Source organism: Pseudomonas sp. P4_C3 (assembly GCF_056402075.1).
Genome location: NZ_JBFUIC010000800.1, coordinates 1 through 556, shown reverse-complemented (window position 1 = coordinate 556; position 556 = coordinate 1). Strand labels below are relative to the sequence as shown.

Below are 556 nucleotides of genomic sequence, written 5' to 3'. Positions count from 1 at the left end.
CGGTGGTGATGGCGGAGGCGGTCACGGTGGCAACGACCACGGAGAGGGTGGCGATCATGGTGCTGCAGGCCATGGCGCTGACGGTCATGGCGGCCCGGGGCGCGGCGACGCTGACCATGGTGGTATGGCCGGGAACAGAGGCCCAGGCAATGCGCGTGACAACGACGATGACCATGGTGGCATGGCCGGGAATAGAGGCCCAGGCAATGCGCGTGACAACGACGATGACCATGGTGGCATGGTCGGGAACAGAGGCCCGGGCAAAGCGCATGCCAACGACGATGCCAACGACGATGCCAACGACGATGACAACGATGCGGATAACGCCGCAGATGCAGCCAGGGAAGCCGCAGAAGACGCCGGTGACGCTGCCAGGGAAGCCGCAGACGAAGCCGCAGACGAAGCCAGAAACGACGCGGATGAGGCCAGGGACGCTGCCAGAAACGATGCGGACGCAGCCAGGGATGCTGCCAGAGCCAAGGCGGATGCAGCCCGGGATGCTGCCAAAGCTGCAGCAGATGCAGCCAGAGACGCTGCGAGAGCTGCTGGCGTACCG

At 65.5% G+C, this 556-nt stretch carries 1 protein-coding gene; it reads right to left on the bottom strand.

Features of this window, described 5'->3' with window-relative positions; all coding sequences use genetic code 11:
* The coding region (locus AC1DVH_RS32530) for a hypothetical protein (protein WP_477757229.1) at positions 1-556 on the bottom strand (556 nt) is incomplete at both ends.